The organism is Streptomyces sp. TS71-3 (genome assembly GCF_018327685.1).
Lineage (GTDB): Bacteria > Actinomycetota > Actinomycetes > Streptomycetales > Streptomycetaceae > Streptomyces.
In genome coordinates, this window is the sequence record NZ_BNEL01000001.1 from 5,424,460 (window position 1) to 5,443,711 (window position 19,252).

General features: G+C 73.8%; 12 protein-coding genes. 9 read left to right on the top strand and 3 right to left on the bottom strand.

What is annotated here, in order from left to right; translation table 11 throughout:
• Positions 1 to 16 precede the first annotated feature (16 nt).
• A complete protein-coding gene (locus Sm713_RS22145; RefSeq protein WP_212911297.1) occupies positions 17 to 787 on the bottom strand; it encodes a LamB/YcsF family protein in 771 nt (256 codons plus the stop codon).
• 158 nt (positions 788 to 945) lie between these two features.
• Between Sm713_RS22145 and Sm713_RS22150 the strand changes: the two genes are divergently transcribed.
• The 4 genes from Sm713_RS22150 (at position 946) to Sm713_RS22165 (ending at position 9,397) form a co-directional block, all read left to right on the top strand.
• On the top strand, positions 946 to 1,638 hold the full coding sequence (locus Sm713_RS22150; RefSeq protein WP_212911298.1) for a GntR family transcriptional regulator: 693 nt from the start codon (positions 946 to 948) through the stop codon (positions 1,636 to 1,638).
• A gap of 141 nt (positions 1,639 to 1,779) precedes the next feature.
• Complete coding sequence (locus tag Sm713_RS22155; RefSeq protein WP_212911299.1) at positions 1,780 to 3,306, top strand: hypothetical protein; 1,527 nt, start codon at positions 1,780 to 1,782, stop codon at positions 3,304 to 3,306.
• A 274-nt stretch (positions 3,307 to 3,580) separates the two neighbouring features.
• The gene (locus tag Sm713_RS22160; RefSeq protein WP_249416431.1) at positions 3,581 to 4,471 is read left to right on the top strand and encodes a hypothetical protein; all 891 of its coding nucleotides are present in this window, start codon (positions 3,581 to 3,583) and stop codon (positions 4,469 to 4,471) included.
• 105 nt (positions 4,472 to 4,576) lie between these two features.
• The gene (locus tag Sm713_RS22165) at positions 4,577 to 9,397 is read left to right on the top strand and encodes a hypothetical protein (RefSeq protein WP_212911301.1); all 4,821 of its coding nucleotides are present in this window, start codon (positions 4,577 to 4,579) and stop codon (positions 9,395 to 9,397) included.
• Between the two features lie 109 nt (positions 9,398 to 9,506).
• On the opposite strand, the gene Sm713_RS22170 is transcribed toward Sm713_RS22165, so the two are convergent.
• Positions 9,507 to 10,253 (bottom strand): HNH endonuclease family protein, encoded by a 747-nt coding sequence (locus Sm713_RS22170; protein WP_212912185.1) that lies wholly within the window; start codon positions 10,251 to 10,253, stop codon positions 9,507 to 9,509.
• Between the two features lie 219 nt (positions 10,254 to 10,472).
• The gene (locus Sm713_RS22175; protein WP_212911302.1) at positions 10,473 to 10,958 is read right to left on the bottom strand and encodes a hypothetical protein; all 486 of its coding nucleotides are present in this window, start codon (positions 10,956 to 10,958) and stop codon (positions 10,473 to 10,475) included.
• Between the two features lie 503 nt (positions 10,959 to 11,461).
• Here Sm713_RS22175 and Sm713_RS22180 point away from each other — a divergent pair.
• Genes Sm713_RS22180 through Sm713_RS22200 form a run of 5 tightly spaced genes read left to right on the top strand, consistent with a single transcriptional unit; the run spans position 11,462 to position 19,251 of the window.
• The gene (locus Sm713_RS22180) at positions 11,462 to 14,143 is read left to right on the top strand and encodes a nitrate- and nitrite sensing domain-containing protein (protein ID WP_212911303.1); all 2,682 of its coding nucleotides are present in this window, start codon (positions 11,462 to 11,464) and stop codon (positions 14,141 to 14,143) included.
• Positions 14,140 to 14,580 carry a roadblock/LC7 domain-containing protein gene (locus Sm713_RS22185; protein WP_212911304.1) on the top strand — a complete coding sequence of 147 codons (441 nt, stop codon included), beginning with the start codon at positions 14,140 to 14,142 and terminating at the stop codon, positions 14,578 to 14,580. Before Sm713_RS22180 ends, Sm713_RS22185 begins: the two co-directional genes overlap by 4 nt.
• A 9-nt stretch (positions 14,581 to 14,589) precedes the next feature.
• Positions 14,590 to 14,985 (top strand): DUF742 domain-containing protein, encoded by a 396-nt coding sequence (locus Sm713_RS22190; protein ID WP_212911305.1) that lies wholly within the window; start codon positions 14,590 to 14,592, stop codon positions 14,983 to 14,985.
• Between the two features lie 23 nt (positions 14,986 to 15,008).
• Complete coding sequence (locus Sm713_RS22195) at positions 15,009 to 18,659, top strand: hydantoinase B/oxoprolinase family protein (protein ID WP_212911306.1); 3,651 nt, start codon at positions 15,009 to 15,011, stop codon at positions 18,657 to 18,659.
• On the top strand, positions 18,640 to 19,251 hold the full coding sequence (locus Sm713_RS22200) for an ATP/GTP-binding protein (RefSeq protein ID WP_212911307.1): 612 nt from the start codon (positions 18,640 to 18,642) through the stop codon (positions 19,249 to 19,251). Before Sm713_RS22195 ends, Sm713_RS22200 begins: the two co-directional genes overlap by 20 nt.
• Position 19,252: the final 1 nt, after the last annotated feature.

A 19,252-nucleotide genomic window follows, 5' to 3' on the forward strand; every position in this document is an offset into this window, starting at 1 on the left:
GGGTCCTGACGCGCCCTCACGCGAAGGCCCGCACCGCGACGCCGGCACGGTCCAGCTCCGCCCGCACCCGGCGGGCCAGCTCCACCGCTCCGGGGGTGTCGCCGTGCAGGCACAGGGAGCGGGCCCGTACGGCTATGTCCTCGCCGCCGCGGGAGGCGACCATCCCGTACCGCGCCAGGCGCACGGAGCGTTCGACCACCGCGCGCGGTTCGGTGACCACCGCGCCGTCCTCGCCCCTCGGCACCAGCGTCCCCGCGCGCGTGTACGCACGGTCCCCGAAGGCCTCCTCGACGGCGGGCAGCCCGGCCCCGGCGGCCGCCGCCAGCAACCGGGAGCCCGGCAGCCCCAGCACCGGAAGCCGGGTGCCGTGCCCGGCGAGCAGTATCCCGTCGACCACCGCGGCGGCCTGCTCCTCGTCGTGTACGACGCGGTTGTAGAGCGCCCCGTGCGGCTTCACGTACGCGACCCGTGCGCCGGCCGCGCGCGCGAAGACCTCCAGCGCGCCTATCTGGTAGGCCACCTCCGCCGCCAGCTCGCCGGCCGGCACGTCCATGGCCCGGCGGCCGAAGCCCGCGAGGTCGCGGTAGGAGACCTGGGCGCCGATCCGCACCCCCCGCTCGGCGGCGAGGTCGCACACGCGGCGCATGGTGGCCGCGTCCCCGGCGTGGAAGCCGCAGGCCACGTTGGCGCTGGTCACCACGGTCAGCAGCGCCGCGTCATCGGTGAGCGTCCAGTGGCCGAAGCCCTCGCCCAGGTCGGCGTTGAGATCGATGGGAGGTGCGGTCATGGATCCCTTCCCAGGTCGGCTCGGTCCGCCGCATGCCCCGAGTGGCGCGTCCGGGAGACGTGCCGTGCGGCGTCCGCGTCTCCGCAAGATAGAGGATCGTTGAACAATCCCTCAATACCCATGTTGTTTCGTATTTCTCTCTGCGGTTGAATTCGCGTATGGCCGAACTGCCGGAACTTGCCGACGACCGCGCCCTGCTGGGGCGCACCAGCACCGCCGAGCGGGTGGCCGACATCCTCAGGAGCCGCATCGCCGAGGGCTACTTCGCACCCGGCACCCGGCTCTCCGAGGACGGCATCGGGGGCGCTCTCGGGGTCTCCCGCAACACCCTGCGCGAGTCGTTCCGCCTGCTCACGCACGAGCGGCTGCTGGCCCACCAGCTCAACCGCGGTGTCTTCGTCCGGGTCCTCACGGTCGAGGACGTCGAGGACATCTACCGCACCCGCCGCCTCGTCGAGTGCGCCGTGGTGCGGGGCCTCGCCGGGCGCCCCCGCGACCTGGACGCCGTCGCCGAGTCGGTGGCCGCCGGCCGCAAGGCGGCCCGGGAGCGCGAGTGGAAGGGGGTGTCCACGGCCAACATCCACTTCCACCGCGCACTGGTCGCCCTCGCCGGAAGCGAGCGCACGGACGAGCTCATGCGCAGCGTCTTCGCCGAACTGCGTCTCGCCTTCCACGTCGTCGCCGACCCCCGCCGCCTCCACGAGCCGTACCTCAGCCGCAACGAGCAGATCCTGGGGACCCTCCAGGCCGGCCGGTACGACGAGGCCGAGGTGCTGCTGGCCGAGTACCTCGACGACTCGCGCCGTCAACTCGTCGACGTCTACGGCCGGCGGGTCGTCCAGGTGAGCTGACGGCGGGCCGAACGGCCCGCGCCCGCCGGGCCGTTCGGGCACCGCTCGCGGCGGCCAGGCCGGCCGGCGAGCGGCCGTGGCACGGCCGGCGCTTCTGCGGCGTTTGGGCTGTTGTCACACCCAGGACCTAATCTGTGCACCGTGACTTCGCCCGCACCGACCGACCCCGCTCCGTACCAGTTCAGCGCGGGGCCGCGCCCCGCGCCGGGTCCGGCCGCCGACGAGGGCCTGGCCCGCCGCCTGCGCGCCCTCGCCTGCACCGCCCCGCTGCACGACCTGGACGTCCGCAAGGCCAATCTCGCGGGCGAGTACTCGGTGTACGGCATGGCGGAGCTCGCCCTCGCCGCCATCGACCTGGTCACCCTGCACATGGACTTCGACACCGGCGCCGACCACGACCAGGTCGTCGCCAGGCTGCTGCCGCGCATCGCCGCCCAGGCACCGCGGCGTCCCGCCGAGGAGCACGCGCGCGTCGCCCGCTGGGTCCTGGAGAACCTCATAAACGTCGGCAGCGTGGACCGCGGCTTCCGCGCCGTCTACGGCACCTTCGCCCCCGACGGCAGTTACGTCCGCCGGGACTACGACTTCAAACTCGTCGAGGAGGTCCCCGGGCACGGCGGCGGCGTCTGGCTGCGCACCACGGACGAAGCGGTCAACGTCCTCGTCGGGGCCCTGGACACCGACGTCACCAGCGCGCAGATCGCGGCCGAGGTGAAGCTGGAGGTGCTCATCAGCCGCGGCCGGCTCGCCGACGCCCAGCTCGCCGCGGAGCAGGCCCGCTACCGCACGGTGCAGTACGCGGAGACCCTGCGCAGGGCTCTGGAGGCCACCCGGCGCAACGTCCGCGCGGTGGACTGGCTGCGCACCGTCCCCGACCTGATCGCGGAGGCCCTCGACCACGTCGCCGACCGCTACCGCCACGAGAACGCCATCCTCACCAACATCCGCAAGTCCCGCGACGAGTCGGAGGACGCCGAGCACAAGCGCCGCGCCGCCGAGCTCGTCGACATCGTCAAGGACTGCATCCGCCGCCACACCCAGCTCCAGTCCCGGCTGCTGGAGGCCGGGCCGCTGTTCCGCGCCGAACAGGACCGCCAGGCCTTCGCCGCGCCCGCCGCGCGCGCGGGGCTCGACCTGTACGGACAGCTCGTCGCGCCCCTGCTGCCGCTGCCCGTGGAGCGGGCCATCCGGGTCACCGACGCCTGGTTCACCCGTGGCACGGGACTGCGCACCCCCTCGACCGTGCGGATGGCGGACCTGGTCGAGCTCCTCCTGACGCCGCCCCAGGAGCGCGAGCACCTGGGCGCCGAGATGCCCGAGCCCGACCTCATCACCACCCCCGACGACAGCCGGTTCAGCGAGGAGCAGCTGGCCCACGCCATGGAGCTGCTCGACCTGCCCGCCGACGCGCCCCGCCGGCTCTCGGGCCTGCTCGCCGAGGCCCGCCGCCGCGACCCCGACCTGCCGTACCTGCTCGCCCTGCTCGCCGTGCACGCCGCCAGCCCCGCGGTCGGCACCGCCTACCGCCAGGGCGAGCAGCGGCTGCTCTTCGCCGTCGACGACGGCACCCAGCTCGACGACCCCGAGTTCGGCGGCGCGGACCTCATCGTCGGAACCGCCCGCCTGGACGCCGCGGGCATGGCCGCGGACCGGACGGAGGCGGCGTGAGCACGCGCCACGACACCGGAACGCACCCGCCCGGAACGCACCCGCCCGGAACGCACCCGCCCGGAACGCCCGCCGGTCCGCCCCCATCTACGGAGCGCACCCTGTACCCGCGGCGCTCACGAACGTCATGCCCGGTCCCCGGCCGGCGCCTTCGGACCGGCGCCCCGGCCCCGTGCCCGCCCCGCGGCGGGCGTCGGCGCCCCGGCTCCCCGCCACGGCCCGCCCCCGGCGGCCATCCGCACACCCGTACCCGACCCACCGAGGAGCCCCGGCCGTGAGCGATCACCACGCAGACGGCGGAGCGCGGGGCGAGTCCGGCGAGCGGCCTGAGCCCGGCGCCCCGCCCCTCACCCCCGCCGACGCCGCCGACGCCGCACGGCTCGTCGCCTTCGGACTCCAGCCACGACTCCAGCCCGCCCGCGACCAGGAGTACACGGAGCTGCTGCGCCGGTACCGCGAGGACCCACCGTTCGCCCGCCTCGCGGACGCCGTGGCCGCCGGGCTCGGCCTGATCGTGCTGGAGGTCTCCCCGCGCGCGGGCATGGCCGTGACCGCCGCCGAGGACTCCGTGTTCGCCGTCCGCATGGGCGACTACGCGCGCCGTGCCTCCACCGACGCCACCGACCGCTTCCTGCACGGCCTCGCGCACCTCGCCGTGGCCGCCCTGGCCTTCCCCCGTCCCGAGGACCTCGCCGACGACGGCTACATCGGACGCCTCAGCGTCAACGGCGTCGACGCGTTCGTCCGGCAGGCCTGCCGCCGTCTGGAGGATCGTGCCGAGGAGCAGGGCGAGAACACCGACCCGGCCAGCGACACCCCCGGCCTGGAGGCCGCCTGGCGCATCTGGGCACGGCGCAGCTCCACCGGCGCCACCAAGGACGCGCGCCGGCTGGCCGGCTCCACCACCGGCATCGTCGCCAAGGCCGTCGCGTTCCTCGCCGACTCCGGATTCCTCCAGCGCACCGGCGACGACTCGGGAGGCACCTACCGCACCACCGCCCGCTACCAGCTCCAGGTCCGCGACATGGCGGGCAGCGCCGCACTGGCGGAGCTGCTGGAGCTCGGCATCGTGCCCATCACGGACGGCACCGCCACCCTGCTGCCGCCCGCCGACCCCGACGACCTGGAGCTGGCCCCCGACGCCGGCCTGCCCTTCCACGCCTGATCCACGCCTGATCCACGCCTGATCCACGCCTGACCCGTGCCGCGGCCCCGTGCCCGGCCCCGTCCCGTCCGCCGCCACCCCACACCACCACGAGAGCCCGCCACCATGTACGAGCTGTCCCGCGTCCGCCTCTACTCCATCGGCCCGGCCGGTGCGCGCTACGCCGACACCGTGCTGGACCTGAGGGGCGTCGGCGAGCCCGTGCCCGATCCGGCGCCCACCCAGGGCGAGTTCTTCGAGGAGGAGGCCGTCGGCCCGCCGCGCCGGCCCGCGCCGGCCGGCGTGCTCTTCCTGGAGAACGGCGGCGGCAAGTCCGTACTCCTCAAGCTGATCTTCTCCGTGATGCTGCCCGGGCACCGCAACACCCTCGGCGGCGCCAGCTCCGGAGTGCTCCGCAAGTTCCTGCTCGCCGACGACTGCGGCCATGTCGCTCTGGAGTGGCAGCACACCCGCACCGGATCCTGCGTGGTCGTCGGCAAGGTCAGCGAGTGGCGCGGACGTCAGGTCTCCAACGATCCCCGCAAGTTCGCCGAGGCCTGGTACTCCTTCCGGCCGGGCCCTGGGCTCAGCCTGGACAACCTCCCCGTCGCCGAGGCCACCGCGGTGCGCCGCCGGGCCGAAGGAGCCTCCGGCGCCCAGGGGCGGCGGCGCACCATGAAGGGCTTCCGCGACGCGCTCACCGAGGCCGACAAGGCGTACCCGCACCTCGACGTGCACTGGGAGGAGATCCACGAGCGCTGGACCGAGCACCTCGGCGACCTCGGCCTCGACCCCGAGCTCTTCCGCTACCAGCGCGAGATGAACGCCGACGAGGGCGAGGCCGCCGGGCTCTTCGCGGTCAAGAAGGACGCCGACTTCACCGATCTGCTGCTGCGCGCGGTCACCGACACCCGGGACACCGACGGCCTCGCCGACCTGGTCAGCGGGTTCGGCAACAAGCTCGGACGGCGCGCCGAGCTCATCGCCGAGCGTGACTTCACCGCGGGCTCGGTCGACCTGCTCGGCCGTATCGTCGAGGCGGCCGGGACCCGGGCACGCGCGCGGGACATCCACGCCGCGGCCGAGCGCCGCACCAGGACCCTCGCCCGCCGGCTCGCCGCGCGCGGCCACCGGGAGCGGGAGCGGGCGGCCGACCTCGCCCAGCGGGTCACCGTCACAGCCGCGGCGGTCACCGAGGCCGAGCGGAGCCGCGAGAGCAGCGTCCTCATCGCGGCCGAACTGGCCTACCGGCACGCGTCGCTCGCCCTCGCGGGCGCCGAGAAGGCCGCGGCGGCCCACAAGCGGGAACTCGCCGACGCGCGGACCCTGTACGCGGCATGGCAGGCAGCCGAGGCCGTCCTGCGGCACCGCGCCGCCGCCGACCGCTCCGCACGGGTCGCCGCCGCCATTCGCGAGGCCGAGCGGGACGCCGCCCCCGCGCTGGCGGCCCGCGCGCAGGCCGCGGCCGACCTGGTCCGCGCCCTGCACGCCGCCGCGGACGACGCCGACCGGCTGGCCGCCGAGGGCGAGGCGCGCTCCCTCGCGCTCCAGGAGACCGGCGAGACGGCGCACCAGGACGCCACCGCCGCCGCGACCGAGGCCCAGCGCGCCCGAAGCGAGGCCGACCACCTGCGCCAGCGCCTCGGCGAGGTCGAGCTGGAGACGGCCGAGGCGGTGCGCGCCGGCTGGCTCGAGGACACCGCGCCCGACGCCGACCCGGCCCGTGCCGCGCTCGCCGCCAGCGACGCCGAGAAGACCGCGGTCGCCGCCTGGGACACCGCGCGGGAGGCGGCCCGCCGCACCGCGGAGGAGGCCCGCGCGGCGGTGGCCGCCGAAGGCCGCGCCGAACTGACCGCGGCCCGCGCCTCCGACGCCGCCGCCGCGGCCGAGCGCGCCCACGAGGCGGAGTTGCGCACGGCGGGCGCCCTGGCGGCCGAGGAGCGCCTCGGCGACCTCCTCGGCCTGCCCGCCGTCCGGCGCGCCGGACGGGCGGTCCCGCCGCCGCGGTCCGCCCCGGGCACGGCGTCCGGCTCAGCGCCGGGCACGGCGTCCGGTTCCGCGCCGGGCGGCGGCACGCCCGATCCCGTTGCCCGGCCCACCGCGTCCGACGGCACCGCCGGCGCCCCCGGGTCCGGCGACCCGGACCAGGCGCCCACCGGTCCCGGCGGGGAGGCAGGCGCCACGCCAGGCGGGGCCGGCGGCGCCCTCACCGCGGCCGAGCTCGACCGGAACGCCGAGGACCTGGCGCGGCTGCTCGACGAGCAGGTGACCGCGGCCGAGCGGACCCTGTTCGAGCTGCGCACGGCCGCGGCGGACGACGCCCGGATCCTCGGCGCCCTCGGCGACGGCGGGCTGCTGCCACCCGGGCCCGATGTGCTCGCCACCGTCGAGTTCCTGGGGGAGCACGGCGTCCCCGCCCTGCCCGGCTGGCGCTACCTCGCCCAGGCCGTCGACCCCGTCGACCACGCCCGGCTGCTCGCCGCCCGCCCCGAGCTCGTCGACGGCGTCGTCATCACCGACCCCGCCACCCACGCCCGCGCGCGCGAGGTGCTCGCCGACGCGGCCCTGCTGCCGCGCTCCGCCGTCGCCGTGGGGACCGCGGCCGCCCTGCTCGCGCCCGTGCCGTCCACCGAGGACACGGCGGCGCAGGGCGCCGGCACCGAGGCGGTCTTCCTGGTTCCGCCGAACCCCGCCATGCACGACGAGCAGGCGGCGGACGAGGAGCGCCACGCGCTGCGTGCCCGGGCGGCGGAGCGCGACGAGGAGATCCGGCGGCTGGCCGCTCGGCTGGCCAAGGACCGCGAACTCACCGCCAGGCTCGCCTCCTGGCGCACCGCCTGCCCGCCGGGCCGCCTCGCGGAGCTCGCGGAAGCCGCGGAGTCCGCGCGCACGTTCGCGCACGACGCCGACGCCGAGCTCGACGAGGCCCGGGCGGCGCGCGCCGAGGCCGAGGAGGCGGCATCCGAGGCGGCCGCGGTACGCGACGAGCGCCAGGAGAGCGCACAGCGCGCCCGCCGCGCGGCCGACGCGCTCGCCGGCCTCGCCTTCCGGCTCCGGGAGCGCGCGGGCTGGCAGGTCCGGTCCCGGGAGCTCGCCGACGACGCGGCGGAGCACCAGGCGCGCGCCCAGACCTGCCTGGAACGCGCCCGTGCCGCCGACGAGGACCGCCGCGCCGCGCAGCGCGCCGCCGACGACGCGCACCGCACGGCCCGCGCGCTGCGCGCCGAGCGCGCCGACATCGCGGGCGCCCCCGATGACCTGCCGGAGAACGCGGAGCCCGCGCAGGACGGCCCGCCCGCCTCGCTGCCGGCGCTGCGGGAGGCCTACCGTGCGGCCTCCCAGGTGTACGAGAAGGTCGGCGTCGGTGCCGACCTGCGGGCCGAGCAGGCGCGCGCCGAGGGCGACGAGAGCGCCGCGGGCGCCGAACTGGGCCGCCTCACCAACAAGGTGCGGACCCGGGCCGCCCAGCTCCTCCAGTCCCCCGACGGCGCCGACGGCCCCTCCCGGGGGGCCGCCGCCGCCCGGGCGGAGGAGCAGGTGCAGCTCCTGGAGAGCCGGGCGTCCACCGCGAGCGAGCAGCTCGGCAGGCTGCGCGGCGAGGCCGAGCGGCTGGCCCCGGAGGACGGCGAGGCCCACACGGAACTCCCCGCCGACCTCCTCCCGTCGGACGTCGAGCACGCCCAGCAGCTGCTGCGCAGCGCCACGGCCGACCTCGCCGCGCACACCGAGGCGGTGGAAGAGGCCCGCGACGCTCACGCGGAGCTGCTCGCCGCCCACCGCGCGGCGGAGGACGCGGCCGGCGGCTTCGACGAGACCGCCGCCCTCCTGCGCGACCTGCTCCGCGACCACCAGGACCCCGACGACGCGGAGGAGCCCGAGCCCTACCCGGGCAGCCTCGCGGAGGCCCGGCACGCGGCGGGGGAGGCGCGGCGCTCCCTGCGGGGCTGCGCCGCCGACCTGTCCGCCGCCGAGTCGGCCGTCCGCGAGGCCTCCGACACCCTCGTCCGCCATGCGAACGCCACCCGTTTCGAGCAGGTGCGCACTCCCGCACGCCAGCAGATCAGGGAGCTGCCCGGCGCCGCGCTCCCGGAGCACGCCGAGAAGTGGGCCGAGGCGTTCGCACCGCGGCTGCGGGTGCTCACCGACGAGTTGGAGCAGCTCGAGCGCAACCGCGACAGCATCGTGGACCGGCTGCGCGGCCTGGTCGAGCAGGCGCTCGCCACCCTGCGGTCCGCCCAGCGGCTCTCCCGGCTGCCGGAGGGCCTGGGAGAGTGGTCCGGCCAGGAGTTCCTGCGGATCCGCTTCGAGGAGCCGGACCAGGCGACGCTCATCGAGCGGCTGGGCGAGGTGATCGACGACGCCACGAGGGCCGCCGTCAGGAAGAACTCGGACCTGCGCCGGGACGGGATGACGCTGCTGCTGCGGGGCGTGCAGGCGGGCCTGCAACCGCGCGGTGTGAGCGTGGAGATCCTCAAGCCCGACGCGGTGCTGCGTGCCGAGCGGGTGCCGGTCGGACAGATGGGCGACGTGTTCTCCGGCGGCCAGCTGCTCACGGCCGCGATCGCGCTGTACTGCACGATGGCGGCGCTGCGTTCCAACGACCGCGGACGCGACCGGCACCGGCACGCCGGCACCCTGTTCCTGGACAACCCGATCGGCCGGGCCAACGCCACCTACCTGCTGGAGCTGCAGCGCGCCGTGGCCGACGCCTTGGGCGTGCAGCTCCTGTACACCACCGGCCTCTTCGACACCACCGCGCTGGCGGAGTTCCCGCTGGTCATCCGGCTCCGCAACGACGCCGACCTGCGGGCGGGCCTCAAGTACATCAGCGTCGAGGAGCATCTGCGACCGGGCCTGCCGGAGCAGCAGGCCGGTGAGGAGACGGTGCACGGCGAGATCACCGCGACCCGCATGTACAAGCGCCCCGCCGAGGCACGGCCGAGCTGAGCGGCCCCGGCCGCCGGGGCGGGGGGCAGGGGCAGGGAGGGGCCGGGTGGCGGCCCGGCGGCGTCCGGCGCGCGCCGCACGCGCCGGTGGATGCCGCCGGGCGTGGAGGTCAGCCCCCGCACTGCTCCAGCATCATCTGCTTGTCCGCAGAGGTCACCGGGAGGTCGTACTTCAGGGAGACCTGGGCGAAGCGGACCGAGTAGGAGCAGCGGATCTGCTTGTCCGGGGGCAGCCAGGACGCCGGTCCGGAGTCGCCCTTGGCGCTGTTGGTGCGGCCGTCTGCCGGGATCAGGTTGAGCGGGTCGTTGGCGATGTCCTCGCGTTTGCCCTTCGGCCAGTGCGAGGCGCCCATCTGCCAGTCGTAGGAGAGCGGCATGACGTGGTCGATCTGCACGGTGGTGGCCCGGGACTTGGTCCAGTCGATGGTCTTCCCGGTGTAGGGGTCGTGCAGGGTCATGGAGGACACGACGCAGTCCGAACCGGACCGGAAGCGGACGTCCTCGCCGTCCCGTTTGAGGAGGTCGTTCCGTGAGTCGCAGCCGTTGTGGGCGTAGGGGATCCCGCCGGGGGCGGAGTCCATCCATGCGTAGCCGAACTCGTCGCGCTCGTAGCCGGTCTTGGGGCCGCGGCCCTTGGTGGCGATCTTCCCGATGAGGGCCTTCGCCTTCGCCTTGTCACCGTCAGAGGTGATGGCGGCGAGTCCGGGCTTGGTGCCGTCAGGATTGTCCAGCGGGCTCACCGCCCGGCCGCTGGCCTTGGCGTCCGAGGGCCCGGGGGAGGAGCCGCCGCTGTCCTGCACGGCCTTGCATCCGGTGAGAGTGGTCCCGGCCGCGGCCGCCAGCACCGCGAGGAGGATGAGAGGGGCATGCTTGCGGGCCCTGCGCCTCGGCCGACCGGCCGACCCGATGGGCCAGGTGGCGCGCTCTGCCGGCGGCCGCGGTATCCAAGTCTCCGTCACGCCAGAAGTGTAGGGATGACCGGCACTTCTGTCCGCACCGCGAACGGGGGAGGACCGACCGGCCCGGCAAGCAGCCCGAGGCCGGCACGGAGCCGGAAGCGTCAGGAACCGGAAGCGTCAGGAATGGGAGAGCTGCTTCGTCCCCTGGGCGTTCGGTATCCGCCCCGGCCCGCGCTCGGCCTTCCCCGACGCGCGCCGGGCTCTGCGGCGGTCCCGCCGCAACTGCCGCGCGGAGCTGCTGGGGACCGAGACCATGCCGTTGCGCTGGTTCCACACCTGGCGTGTGACCCAGACGTCCAGGACGCCCCAGGTCGCCACGATCGTGCTGGCGATGCTGCTGAGCACCATGGGGAACGCCAGCCACGAGCCGGCCAGGGTGCACAGGAAGGCCGTCATCGCCTGAACGAGCGTCAGAGCCACTATCAGGACCGCACGTACGGCGGCCGTACGTACCGGATCGGGGAGCCGGTCCCGGGGTGACGGGTCGTCGACCCAGAGCGTCTCCCGGTGCTCCCGGGGGTCGTCCGAAGAGCGGCGCCACTGCCGGGGCACGCCCGCCGGCACGTCCCACTCGGCTGTCTCGCCGCGCCCTGCCCTGCCCATCAGCCTCGTCACTCCCCACGTTCCGCGGAACCACCCCGCGCCACACCCGGCAGCACCCCGCCATGATCTCCCGTCCGGGAGGGGCGCAGGACGCGTATGAGGCGACTGGTGTGTCAGATCCCCTCACAACCGCCCGGCTTGGCCCGCTTCACCTCATCCGGGCGGGCGTGGCCGTCTGTGACCCCGTCCGTACCCGATTCTCCTATGGAGAGACGAGTGAAAGCCTCCGAAGATTCCCTCGAAAGCGAGCGGTTCAAGCCAACCGGTGGCCGGACCTCGCTGGAAAATCTTTCCTCCCGACGTCCCCGCACCGGGATGCAATCTCCCGTAATGGGGGGACAACTGCGGACGTCCTTCCTGACCACGGCCATGAAAGGGGCGGACCGGCCTTCGAGTTGGCGAGCGGTCAGTAGTAGGCTCACGCCGTTTCCAGACGTACTTCGTGCACGCAGTTCATGTAGACGCACAGACCCCCGTCCGAAGGGGGCGAGCTGGGGGAGGCCATGCGCTTTCGCGGGAAATCGATCCGCCGGAAGATCGTGGCGTTGTTGCTCGTCCCCTTGGTGACACTGACGGCCACCTGGGGATTCGCGACGGTCCTGACCGGGCAGGAGGCGTCCCAGCTCTGGGGCAACTCCAAGGTCGTCCAGGCGATGAGCTACACCGTCGAGGACACCGTGCGGGTCCTGCAGCGCGAACGCCGCGCGACGATGATCTACCTGGCCGACCCACGTGCCTCCCACGCGCTGAGCGCCATGCGCAGCAGCCGCAAGGCGACCGACGCCCTGATCAGGAAGGTGCGCACGAACGCCCGGTCGGAGGCCGTCCGCGACAACATCAATGCGGCGGCCGACGAGCGCCTGATGCTCGTGCTCCAGGGCTTCGACGGGCTGGACTCGCTGCGCGGCAGCGTGGAGGCCGGCGGCATCACCGGCACCACCGCCCTCGACCTCTACGACGAGCTGGTCGACCCGTGCTACGCGTTCCTGTCGACGGTTCAGGTCATCGACGACCTGAACCTCTCCAACCAGGGACAGGCGCTGGTCTCCGTCGCCCGCGCGCGTGAGCTGCTGTCCAGGGAGGACGCGGTGATCGCCGCCGCCATGGTGGCGAAGCGGCTCAACTCGACCGACGTCCGGCAGATCTCCGACCTCATCGCCCAGCGCACCCTGCTGTACAACAACAACCTGCCGCTGCTGCCCGACGAGGACCGCAGCATCTTCGAGCGCTACTGGCAGGGCAAGGACACCAGGACGCTGCGCATCGCCGAGCAGGCGTTCGCCGAGGCGACCCCCGGCGCACCGCGCGCCGTGGACAGCGCCGCGCAGTGGAACAGCATGTCCGGCAAGGTCCTGGACGACCTCGCACGACGCGACAGCACCGCCGACGACCGCTACCAGGACCGGCTGAAGCCGGTGTCCGTCAACGTGCTCGTACGGGCCGGCGTCGCCGGCGTCCTCGGCCTTGCGGCCCTGCTGTTCTCGGTGATCGTCTCGGTGCGCATCGGCCGCAGCCTCATCCGCGACCTGCGGGGTCTGCGTACGGAGGCGCACGAGGCCTCCGGCGTGCGCCTGCCGAGCGTGATGCGCAGGCTCGCCGCCGGTGAACAGGTCGACGTCGAGACCGAGTCCCCGCGCCTGGACTACGACAGGAACGAGATAGGCCAGGTCGGCCAGGCGCTCAACACCCTCCAGCGGGCCGCCGTCGAGGCCGCCGTCCGGCAGGCCGAGCTGCGCCGCGGGGTCTCCGAGGTGTTCGTCAACCTCGCCCGCCGCAGCCAGGTGCTGCTGCACAAGCAGCTCACCCTGCTGGACAGCATGGAGCGCAGGACCGAGGACACCGACGAGCTCGCCGACCTCTTCCGGCTCGACCACCTCACCACCCGCATGCGCCGGCACGCCGAGGGCCTCGTCATCCTCTCCGGCGCCGCCCCCTCGCGCCAGTGGCGCAAGCCCGTGCAGCTGATGGACGTGGTCCGTGCCTCCGTCGCCGAGGTCGAGGACTACGAGCGCATCGAGGTGCGCCGGCTGCCGAGGGTCGCCGTCGCGGGCCCCGCCGTCGCCGACCTCACCCACCTGATCGCCGAACTCCTGGAGAACGCCACCGTGTTCTCCCCACCGCACACCGCGGTCCAGGTGCTCGGCGAGCGCGTGGCCAACGGCTTCACCCTGGAGATCCACGACCGTGGCCTCGGCATGGCGCCCGAGGTCCTGCTGGACGCGAACCTGCGGCTCTCCGAGATGCCGGAGTTCGAGCTCTCCGACACCGACCGGCTCGGCCTCTTCGTCGTCAGCCGGCTGGCCCAGCGGCAGGGCGTCCGCGTCTCGCTCCAGCCCTCTCCCTACGGCGGCACCACCGCCGTCGTCTTCATCCCGGACGTGCTGCTCACGGACGCACTCGACACCGACACGGGCGAGCTGAGGATCGACACCTCGTTCGACGAGCCGGCGATGGGCGGCAGGTCCGGTACGGGCCGGGCGCAGCTGTCCAAGGTGCCCACGCAGGAGGTGTCAGAGGACCTGCTGGACGGCCCCGTCGAGCTGGAACCGCCGCTGCGCTCCGGGGTCGAGGACGGCCTCGACGGCTTCCCGGGCACGCTCGACGACGAGGACGAGCACGGCGGCCTGTTCCGCCCGCGCCGGCCCGTCGCCGGGGTACCCGGCGAGCAGCACCAACAGGCGGCGGATCCCCAGCAGGAAGACGGTGGGCCCCCGCGTCCCGATGACCCGGCCGGCCTGGTACCGCTGCCCAGGCGCCAGGCCCCCAAGCTGGTCAGCTCGCACGGGCGCCCGGTCGCCCCCAGCAAGTCCCGGGAGGCGGACACCACGGAACGGCGTACCGGTACGCCTCCGGAGCCCTCGGTGCAGAGCGATCTGCCCCGGCGCCGCAGGCCCGCCCAGGCCCCGGCCCCCGAGCGGGAGACGGGCCAGGGCGGCACGGCCCTGCCTCGCAGGGTCCGGCAGGCCAGCCTTGCCCCACAGCTCAAGAGCGGCCCCGACCGGCGGATCGACCGCGATCCCGGCGGGGACGGCAACGGCCCTTACGAACGTGACGCCGACGAGGTGCGCAGCAGGATGGCCTCGCTGCAACGGGGCTGGCGCCGCGGGCGGGAGGAGAACGCCGCGGGGGACGACGGCCCCGACGGCTCCGGACAGGGAACGACATTGGAGGGGGACGGTCGATGACCGCACCGAAGGCCGCCGGCCAGACCACGACACCGGAAGGTTCGGGCGAGCTCAACTGGCTCCTGGACGATCTGGTACGGCGGGTCGCCAGCATCCACAAGGCACTCGTGCTCTCCAGCGACGGTCTGCCCACCGGCGTTTCCGAGCACCTGACCAGGGAGGACAGCGAGCACCTGGCCGCGGTCGCCTCCGGGTTCCACAGCCTGGCCAAGGGAGTCGGCCGGCACTTCGACGCCGGCGGTGTCCGGCAGACCGTGGTGGAGCTCGACGAGGCCTTCCTGTTCGTCACGGCCGCGGGCGACGGCAGTTGCCTGGCCGTGCTCGCCGACTCCGACTCGGACGTCGGCCAGGTGGCCTACGAGATGACCCTGCTGGTGAAGCGGGTCGGCGCGCATCTCGCCGCCGCGCCGCGCACCGACCTGCCAGCCGGCGGGTAGTGAGATGGCATGAGCGCAGAAGGTCACGAGACGTCCCACTGGTTCGACGACGAGGCCGGCCCGGTGGTGCGTCCGTACGCGATGACACGCGGTCGCACCGCCACCGCGGGCCAGCACCGGCTCGACCTCATCGCCCTGGTGATCACCGAACCGCGGGTGGGCGACCTCGAGGCCGAGCAGACGCTGTCCCCGGAGCACGTGCACATCGCCGAGCTGTGCCGCGACACGCCCCAGTCGGTCGCGGATCTCTCCGCCGCGCTCGACCTGCCGCTCGGCGTTGTCCGCGTCCTCATCGGCGATCTCGCCGACCAGGAAATGGTGCACGTGACGCGTCCCGTACCCCCGGCCGAGCTGCCCGACGAGAGTATTCTGCGCGACGTGATCAACGGGCTCCGAGCGCTCTGAACAGCGCAAAGGCGGGAGTGAATGTGACTGGCTGGCAGTTCTGGGTCGACCGAGGCGGCACCTTCACGGACATCGTCGCACGCCGTCCCGACGGGAGCCTGGTCACTCACAAACTCCTCTCGGACAATCCCGGGCGCTATGCGGACGCCGCCGTGGCGGGCATCCGCGAACTCCTCGGGGACGCCGATCCCGGGACGGCCGTCGAGGCCGTCCGGATGGGCACCACGGTCGCCACCAACGCCCTCCTCGAACGCAAGGGCGAGCGCACCCTCCTCGTCATCACCCGGGGCCTCGCAGACGCCCTGCGGATCGCCGACCAGAGCCGGCCCCTGATCTTCGCCCGCGAGATCGCCCTGCCCGAGATGCTCTACGAGCGCGTCGTCGAGGTCGACGAGCGCATCGCCGCGGACGGCGAGGTCCTGCGCGCCCCCGACCTTCAGGCCCTGGCCGGCCCGTTGCGGCAGGCCCACCGGGACGGGATCCGCGCCGTCGCGGTGGTCTGCATGCACAGCCATCTGCACCCGGCGCACGAGCGCGCCATCGGCGACCTCGCAGAACAGGCCGGCTTCTCACAGATCTCGCTGTCCAGCGAGGTCAGCCCGCTGATGAAGCTGGTGCCCCGCGGGGACACTGCGGTCGTCGACGCCTACCTCTCGCCGGTGCTCCGCCGCTACGTGCAGCATGTCGCCGACGAGCTGCAGGGCGTGCGCCTGATGTTCATGCAGTCCAACGGAGGGCTGACCGAGGCGGGGCACTTCCGCGGCAAGGACGCCATCCTCTCCGGACCGGCCGGCGGCATCGTCGGCATGGCGCGCATGTCGCAGATGGCCGGCTTCGACCGCGTCATCGGCTTCGACATGGGCGGCACCTCCACCGACGTCTCCCACTTCGCCGGGGAGTACGAGCGGGTCTTCACCACCAAGATCGCCGGGGTGCGGCTGCGCGCGCCCATGCTGGACATCCACACCGTCGCCGCCGGCGGCGGTTCCATCCTGCACTTCGACGGCAGCCGCTACCGGGTGGGCCCGGACTCGGCGGGTGCCGACCCCGGACCGGCCTGCTACCGGGCCGGCGGTCCGCTCACCGTCACGGACGCCAACGTGGCCCTCGGCCGCATCCAGCCTGCGCACTTCCCGCACGTCTTCGGACCCGGAGGGGACCAGCCGCTCGACGACGCCCTGGTACGGGACCGCTTCGCGGAGCTGGCCCGCGAGATCCACGAGAGCACCGGCGACGACCGCACGCCCGAGCAGGTGGCCGAGGGCTTCCTGCGCATCGCCGTGGCCAACATCGCCAACGCCGTCAAGCGCATCTCCGTCCAGAAGGGCCACGACGTCACGCGCTATGCGCTGACCACCTTCGGCGGCGCGGGCGGCCAGCACGCCTGCAAGGTCGCCGACGCGCTGGGGATCCGCACCGTGCTCGTACCGCCGATGGCCGGGGTGCTCTCCGCGCTGGGCATCGGCCTCGCCGACACCACGGCCATGCGGGAGCAGTCCGTCGAGGCGCGGCTGGAGGCCGCGGCCATGCCCGGCATCCGCAAGACGGCGGACGACCTGGAGGCCGCGGCACGGGACGAGCTGCGCGCCGAGGACGTGCCCGATGAGCGCATCCGCGTCACCCGCCGCGCGCAGCTCCGCTACGACGGCACCGACACCGCGCTCACCGTGCCCCTCGACGATCCCGACGCCATGACGCGCGCCTTCGAGGACCGGCACCGCGCCACGTACTCCTTCACGCTCGAACGGCCGATCGTCGTCGAAGCGCTTTCCGTGGAGGCGACCGGGCTCTCCGAGCCGCCCGACCTCTCCGCGCTGGCCCGGCACTCCGCCGCCCCCGCCGGTACAGGGACCGTCACGCTCCACACCGGCGGCGCCTGGCGGGAGGTCCCGCTCCGCCGCCGCGACGACCTGCCTCCCGGCGAGGCGGTCACCGGCCCGGCGATCATCGCCGAGGCCGGGTCGACGACGGTCGTGGACGAGGGCTGGCAGGCCGCCATGAACCCCGACGGCCACCTGATCATGGAACGTGTGGCGACCCCCGAGGGTTCCGAGGTCGGCACGGCGGCGGATCCGGTCCTGCTGGAGGTCTTCAACAACCTCTTCATGTCGATCGCCGAGCAGATGGGCGCACGCCTGGAGTCCACCTCCCAGTCCGTGAACATCAAGGAGCGGCTCGACTTCTCCTGCGCGCTCTTCGACCCGGACGGGAACCTGGTCGCCAACGCGCCGCACATCCCCGTCCACCTGGGCTCGATGGGCACTGCGGTCAAGGAGGTCATCCGCCGTCGCGACCGCATCAGGCCCGGCGACGCCTACGCCGTCAACGACCCGTACCACGGCGGCACCCACCTGCCCGACGTCACCGTGGTCACACCGGTGTTCGACACCGCCCGCCCGGCCGAGGAGCCGCCCGGGGGCGGCGATCCGCGGATCCTGTTCTACGTCGCCTCGCGCGGCCACCACGCCGAGATCGGCGGCATCGCACCCGGCTCCATGCCCGCGAACAGCCGCACCATCGACGAGGAGGGCGTCCTCTTCGACAACTGGCTGCTCGTCGAGGACGGCCGCTTCCGCGAGGCGGAGACCCGCCGGCTGCTCACCGGGGCCGCTCACCCCTCCCGCAACCCGGACACCAACCTCGCCGACCTGCGGGCCCAGATCGCCGCCAACCAGAAGGGCGTCGACGAGGTGGGCCGCATGATCGACAACTTCGGCCTCGACGTCGTCCAGGCCTATATGAAACATGTCCAGGACAACGCCGAGGACGCCGTGCGGCGCGTCATCGACGCCCTGGAGGACGGTTCCACCGAGTACGAGACCGACTCCGGCGCCGTCATCCGCGTGAGGATCACCGTGCACCGTGCGGAGCGCTCCGCCACGATCGACTTCACGGGGACGTCGCCCCAGCTGGCCACCAACTTCAACGCGCCCTTCTCGGTGGTCAACGCCGCCGTCCTGTACGTCTTCCGGACGCTCGTCGCCGACGACATCCCCCTGAACGACGGCTGCCTGAGGCCGCTGCGGATCATCGTGCCGTCCGGCTCGCTGCTCGCGCCCGAGCCGCCGGCAGCGGTGGTGGCCGGCAACGTCGAGACCTCCCAGTCCGTCACCGGCGCCCTCTACCGGGCGCTCGGGGTCCAGGCGGAGGGCTCCGGAACCATGAACAACGTCACCTTCGGAAACGACCGCCACCAGTACTACGAGACGGTGGCCTCCGGTTCCGGCGCGGGCGACGGATTCCACGGCGCGCCCGTGGTGCAGACCCACATGACCAACTCGCGGCTGACGGACCCGGAAGTCCTGGAGTGGCGGCTGCCCGTGGTGCTGGAGGAGTTCGCCGTGCGGAAGGACAGCGGCGGCGCGGGACGCTGGCGGGGCGGGGACGGGGTGCTGCGCCGCATCCGCTTCCTTGAGGCGATGACCGTCTCCACGCTCTCCCAGCACCGCAGGGTGCCGCCCTACGGCATGGCCGGCGGCCGCCCCGGCGCACTGGGCGCCAACCGTGTGGAGCGCCAGGACGGCACCGTCGTCCACCTGAAGGGCAGCGACTCCGCCGAGGTGCGCCCCGGTGACGTGCTCGCCATCGAAACCCCCGGCGGCGGGGGATACGGTCCACCGCCGTCCGATCCCAGCGAGGCAGGAGAAGAGTCGGATGATGATCGCCAGAGCTGAGCGGGGCAAGGCGCCGATCCAGCCCGTCACGCTCAAGATCCTGGTGGCCGGTGGCTTCGGCGTGGGCAAGACCACGCTCGTGGGAGCGGTCAGTGAGATCAAGCCGTTGCGCACCGAGGAGATGCTCAGCGAGGCGGGACGGCCGGTCGACGACCTCAGCGGTGTCGAGCGGAAGACCACCACCACCGTGGCGATGGACTTCGGCCGGATCTCGCTCCGCGAGGATCTGGTGCTCTACCTCTTCGGCACCCCGGGGCAGGACCGCTTCTGGTTCCTCTGGGACGAGCTGGCCACCGGCGCCCTGGGCGCCGTCGTGCTCGCCGACACCCGCCGGCTGGAGGACTGCTTCGCGGCCGTCGACTACTTCGAGCGCCGGGCCATACCCTTCGTCGTGGGGGTCAACTGCTTCGAGGGCGCCCCGGTGTATCCCGTGGAGGCCGTCCGGCAGGCGCTCGACCTCGACGACGAGGTGCCCGTGGTGCTCTGCGACGCACGCGAGCGGAACTCCGTCAAGGAGGTCCTGATATCCGTGGTCGAGCACGCCATGCTGGTCTCCGCGGCCTCCAGGGAACCGGCGGGCACCCAGCACTGAC

What these genes read in the sequence shown, in the direction of transcription:
- Sm713_RS22145 (WP_212911297.1), bottom strand. Translation starts at nt 787, where the DNA reads ATGACCGCACCTCCCATCGATCTCAACGCCGACCTGGGCGAGGGCTTC.
- Sm713_RS22150 (WP_212911298.1), top strand. Translation starts at nt 946, where the DNA reads ATGGCCGAACTGCCGGAACTTGCCGACGACCGCGCCCTGCTGGGGCGC.
- Sm713_RS22165 (WP_212911301.1), top strand. Translation starts at nt 4,577, where the DNA reads ATGTACGAGCTGTCCCGCGTCCGCCTCTACTCCATCGGCCCGGCCGGT.
- Sm713_RS22185 (WP_212911304.1), top strand. Translation starts at nt 14,140, where the DNA reads ATGACCGCACCGAAGGCCGCCGGCCAGACCACGACACCGGAAGGTTCG.
- Sm713_RS22190 (WP_212911305.1), top strand. Translation starts at nt 14,590, where the DNA reads ATGAGCGCAGAAGGTCACGAGACGTCCCACTGGTTCGACGACGAGGCC.
- Sm713_RS22200 (WP_212911307.1), top strand. Translation starts at nt 18,640, where the DNA reads ATGATGATCGCCAGAGCTGAGCGGGGCAAGGCGCCGATCCAGCCCGTC.
- Sm713_RS22180 (WP_212911303.1), top strand. Translation starts at nt 11,462, where the DNA reads ATGCGCTTTCGCGGGAAATCGATCCGCCGGAAGATCGTGGCGTTGTTG.
- Sm713_RS22175 (WP_212911302.1), bottom strand. Translation starts at nt 10,958, where the DNA reads ATGGGCAGGGCAGGGCGCGGCGAGACAGCCGAGTGGGACGTGCCGGCG.